Annotated in this window: 5 protein-coding genes; 4 read left to right on the top strand and 1 reads right to left on the bottom strand. The window is 67.5% G+C overall.

Annotated features, from left to right (window positions below):
• Positions 1–151 precede the first annotated feature (151 nt).
• Entirely contained in the window at positions 152–1,003 is an 852-nt protein-coding gene (locus HZB86_09620; GenBank protein ID MBI5905787.1) for a hypothetical protein, read from the bottom strand.
• Between the two features lie 56 nt (positions 1,004–1,059).
• On the opposite strand from HZB86_09620, the gene HZB86_09615 reads away from it, so the two are divergent.
• The 4 genes from HZB86_09615 to hemG all read left to right on the top strand — a co-directional run.
• Positions 1,060–2,214 (top strand): radical SAM protein, encoded by a 1,155-nt coding sequence (locus tag HZB86_09615; GenBank protein MBI5905786.1) that lies wholly within the window; start codon positions 1,060–1,062, stop codon positions 2,212–2,214.
• Between the two features lie 127 nt (positions 2,215–2,341).
• A complete protein-coding gene (gene hemE, locus HZB86_09610) occupies positions 2,342–3,376 on the top strand; it encodes a uroporphyrinogen decarboxylase (GenBank protein ID MBI5905785.1) in 1,035 nt (344 codons plus the stop codon).
• 72 nt (positions 3,377–3,448) lie between these two features.
• Positions 3,449–4,375: a ferrochelatase gene (hemH, locus tag HZB86_09605; protein MBI5905784.1), complete on the top strand. Its 927-nt coding sequence runs from the start codon at positions 3,449–3,451 to the stop codon at positions 4,373–4,375.
• A 4-nt stretch (positions 4,376–4,379) separates the two neighbouring features.
• The coding region (hemG, locus tag HZB86_09600; GenBank protein MBI5905783.1) for a protoporphyrinogen oxidase at positions 4,380–4,906 on the top strand (527 nt) is incomplete at its 3' end.

Below are 4,906 nucleotides of genomic sequence, written 5' to 3'. Positions count from 1 at the left end.
GTACCGGGCGGCGCTCTCCGAACTTTCGCGGTCGATGGAGCTGTACCCGACGAAGCAGGGAGCCGCGTTGCTGTCGAAGTCGTACGAAGGGATCGGCGACACGGCGAACGCGAAGAAGTACGCCGAGATGGCGAAGTAGCGCGGGAAGCGGCTACTTCCCGGACAGCTCCCGGATCTTCCGGTCGATCGAACGGATCTCCCCGGCGAGCCGGTTCCGCTCCGCGACCAGCTTCTGCCAATCCTGCTTGCGGGACAGGTAGGTCGACCGGGCGGACCGCTTCCGGTCCCGCGCGGTGCGGATCGTGTCCCGCTCCGACGCGATCCGGTCGTTCAATCGCTTGATCTCCGCGGAGAGGCGGCCGGCCTCCGCGGACGGGTAGGGACGCTGTCCCGCCAGGGCGTTTCGCTGCTCCTGCAGCTCGTCCCTCCGGTCCCCGTACTCCTGGATGTTCTGCAGCGCGCGGTCGATGTCCCGATCCTCGGAGGAGGTGATCCAGTCCGCCCGCCCCTCCTCGTCGGCCAGCGCGTTTTCCGCGGCGGCGATCCGCTCGTTCATTTCGTCTACGCGCGCCGCAAGCCGCGCCTTCCCCTCCCGAAGCTCCGCCTCCTCCTTCCGCGCCGCCTCCCGTCTCTCCTCTTCCTTCCGCTCCTTCAATTCCGCCTTTCGGGCATCCCCCGCCCTCCTCGCCGCCCGGTGATCCTCGATGGAGCGCACGGCGGGACGCACAACGGCCCCCGGAACAAGCCGGGAGAAGGAGCCCGCGGAGAGCGGCTGGCTCCAGAACATGTTGCCGAACAGCTCGAACGGGTACAGGAAAACGGTTCCGTGGTCGGAGGCGACCGCCTCGAAATCGCTCTCCTTCGTCACCCCGTTGTCGGTCCCGAGAGGGACCGATACCGACATGGAATCGGCGTTTTTCAGCTCCACCCGGGAGTCGGCCGAACGCGCCGCGACTGGCGCTGCAAGGAGTGCCGCGAGGAACATGGGGAGAAGCCGCCGCATCGTATCCATTGGACGCTCCGGGGGAAACGGTTGTTCGAAGCCGACCGCCGGCGCCGATAGGTTATAATTTTCAATTACCCGCTTCCCGAAAGAAAGGATACACCTTGGCCGCGGAAGAGTTCATCCCGAAGTGGATCGCCTGGGAAGTGACCGGGCGGTGCAACCTGAACTGCATCCATTGCCGCGCGTCGTCCACGATGACGTCGCACGACACCGATTTCAGCACGCAGGAAGCGAAGCGCCTCATCGACGACATCGCGGAGGTGTCGAAGCCGGTGCTCGTCCTCTCCGGCGGCGAGCCGCTCCTGCGCGGGGATCTCTTCGAGATCGCGAAGTACGGGACCGAAAAAGGGTTCCGGATGTGCATCGCGACCAACGGCGTGCTCGTCACCGACGAGGTCGTCGGGAAGATGAAGGAGGCGGGGATCCGGATCTGCTCGCTGTCGCTCGACGGCTCCACCGCGGCGGTGCACGACGACTTCCGGAAGCAGCCGGGGGCGTTCGAGGCGACGCTGCGGGCGGCGGAGGTCTTCAACCGCAACGGGATGCAGTTCATCGTCAACTCCTCCTTCACCAAGCGGAACCAGCACGACATCGCCGCCACCTGCAAGCTGGCCAAGTCGATCGGCGCCCACGCCTGGTACATGTTCATGATCGTCCCCACGGGGCGGGGCGAGGCGATCATGAGCGAGCTGATCAGCAAGGAGGATTACGAGGAGATCCTCGAGTGGCATTACCAAATGGAGAAGCAGGAGACGGAGATGCTGGTCCGCCCCACCTGCGCGCCGCACTACTACCGGGTGCGGCTCCAGAAGATGAAGGAGGAGGGGGAGAAGTTCCAGCCCCGGTCGCTGACGTTCTCCACCGGCGGCGGCAAGGGGTGCATCTGCGCACAGTCGATCTGCTTCATCGACTCGAAGGGGAACGTCCAGCCGTGCTCCTACTTCCCCGTGGTGGCGGGGAACGTCAAGAAACAGAAGTTCGGGGAGATCTGGCACCGGTCCGAGCTGTTCGAGTCGCTCCGCGCGTTCGAGAAGTACAAGGGGCGGTGCGGCGAGTGCGAATACATCAACGTCTGCGGCGGCTGCCGCGCGCGGGCCGACGCGGTCCTCGAGGATTACCTCGAGGAGGAGCCGTTCTGCAACTACGTGCCCATCAAGACCCGCAAGCGGCTGAACCAGGCGGTCCAGGCGGGCAAATCCGCGAAATAGACGTCCTTTCCGCTCTCCGCGGTTTACAGGGCCGCGACGGAGCGGGTAAAGTAGTGAATTGCTCCGCATCCCCCGGAGGCGGGCAGGCGAACGTTTCGCCGCCCCCGCTCCTTTGCCGAGGTGGAACATGCCGGGATACCGATTCCTGAAAGCGTGCCGGCGCGAGCCGGTCGACGTCACGCCCGTGTGGATCATGCGCCAGGCGGGGCGGTACCTCCCCGAGTACCAGAAGATCCGGGGGAACAACTCGTTCCTCACGATGTGCAAGACCCCGGAGCTGGCGGCCCAGGTCACCATCCAGCCGGTCGAGAGGCTCGGGGTGGACGCCGCGATCCTCTTCTCCGACATCCTGATCCCGGTCGAGGCGATGGGGGTCCCGCTGGAGTTCCACGACGGGAAGGGGCCGCTCCTGGGGAAGGCGATCCAGAACCAGAGGGACGTCGACTCCCTGCGGATCCCGGACCCGGAGGACAAGGTCCCGTTCGTGATGGAGGCGATCCGGATCCTGCGGAGGGAGTTCGAGGGGAAGGTGCCGCTCATCGGCTTCTCCGGCGCGCCGTTCACGCTGGCGTCGTACATCGTCGAGGGCGGTACGTCGAAGAACTTCATCCAGCTGAAAAAACTGATGTACCAGGCGCCGGAGGTGTACCGGTCGCTGATGGAGAAGATCACGAAGACCGTGATCGCCTACCTGAACGCCCAGATCGCGGCGGGGGCGCAGGCGGTGCAGATCTTCGACACGTGGGCGGGAGTCCTGACGCCCGGCGACTACGAGGAGTACGCGCTGCCGTACACCCGCCAGGTGGTGGCGGGGCTGAAACGCAGCGGCGCCCCGGTGATCCATTTCGCCAACGACTGCGCCACGCTGCTCACGTCGATCCGGACGCTCCCGGTCGACGTGGTCGCCGTGGACTGGCGGATCCCGCTCGACGTCGCCGCGATGGTCGTGGGGCAGGACAAGGCGATCCAGGGGAACATGGACCCGACGATGCTCTTCCACCCGCCGGAGAAGATCGACGACTGCGTGCGGGACGTGCTGCGGCGCGGGGAGAAGGCGTCGTCCCACATCTTCAACCTCGGGCACGGGATCCTTCCGCCCACCAACCCGGAGCACGCGATCGCGATGGTCGAGGCGGTCCACCGGCTCGGCCGCAAGGCGTAAGCGGGGGCTCGCCCCGGAGGGACCTCGTCCTTGCCATCCGCCGGCCCGCTCACGGGAGTCGTCCTCCTCAACATGGGGGGGCCCGACTCCCTGTCCGCCATCCGCCCGTTCCTGGCGCGCCTGTTCTCCGACCGGGAGCTGATCCGCCTTCCAGCGGCCGCGGTCACGCAGCCGCTCTTCGCCTGGATCGTCTCGGGGCTTCGAGCCCGGAAGGTCCGACGCTACTACGAGGAGATCGGCGGCGGGTCCCCGATCGCGGCCCTGACCGAGGCGCAGCGGTACGCCCTGCAGGAGGCGCTGGAGGCGACGGGCGCCCCCTTCAAGGTGTACGTGGCGATGCGATACTGGCATCCGCTGGCCAAGCACGCCGCCCTCGAGATGAAGGAGGACGGGGTGACGCGGGCGATCGCCCTGCCGCTCTACCCGCAATATTGCGCCGCGACGACCGGTTCCAGCCTTTCGGACCTGCGACGGTGGTTGTCGTGGGCCGGCTGCTCCTTCCCGGTGACCGAGGTCCGCTCCTACCCCGACCACCCGAAATACGTCGCCGCGCTCGCGGAGACGGTCTCCGCGGCGATCCGGGCGGCGGACCGCGAGTCGATGTTCCTCCTCTTCAGCGCCCACGGCGTCCCGCAGGCGCTGATCGACGCGGGCGACCCGTACCGGGCGGAAACGGAGCGGACGGTGGCGGCGGTGATGCGGAGCTTCCCCGGGGTGCCGCACGGCCTCTCGTACCAGAGCCGCGCGGGGCGGGCCGCATGGCTTTCCCCCGACACGGTCTCCGAGGTGACGCGGCTGGCCCGCGAGGGGGTGAGGACGCTGGTCGTCGTGCCGGTGAGCTTCGTCTCCGACCACGTCGAGACGCTCCACGAGCTGGACATCCGCCTCGCCGCCCACGCGCGCTCGGCGGGTATACAATCGTTCCTGCGGGCGCCCGCGCTGAACGACTCTCCCGGGTTCATCGACGCCCTGAAGGACATCGTGCTGAAGGCGGAGTGACCGGATGCCTCGTATCGTCATCGTCGGAGCGGGTCTCTCGGGGCTTTGCACCGCGCACTACCTCGTTCGCCATCTTGCCGAGGCGGGGAACGAGGCGGAGATCCTCCTGCTGGAATCGGAAGCCGTGCCCGGCGGGAAGATGCGCACGATCCGGCAGGACGGTTTCCACATGGAGTGGGGACCCAACGGGTTCCTGACGAACAAGCCGTTCGGCATGGAGCTGGTCCGTGAGCTCGGGATCGAGGGGCGGCTGTCGCGCTCCTCCGACCTCGCCCGCAAGCGGTTCATCTACTCCGGCGGGACGCTCCACCGGCTCCCGGAGACCCCGCCCGCCTTTTTCCGGTCCAAGCTCCTCTCCCTTCCGGGGAGGCTCCGCATCCTCGGGGAGCTGTTCGCGCCCGCGGCGCCGCGCGGGGTGGACGAGTCGCTCGGGGAGTTCGCGCGCAGGCGGCTGGGGCCCGAGGCGCTGGAGAAGCTGATCGACCCGATGGTCACCGGGATCTTCGCGGGCGATCCGGACAGGATGTCGCT

The organism is Deltaproteobacteria bacterium, from assembly GCA_016234845.1.
GTDB lineage: Bacteria > Desulfobacterota > Deferrimicrobia > Deferrimicrobiales > Deferrimicrobiaceae > JACRNP01.
This window is presented reverse-complemented; position numbering and strand designations above follow the sequence as displayed.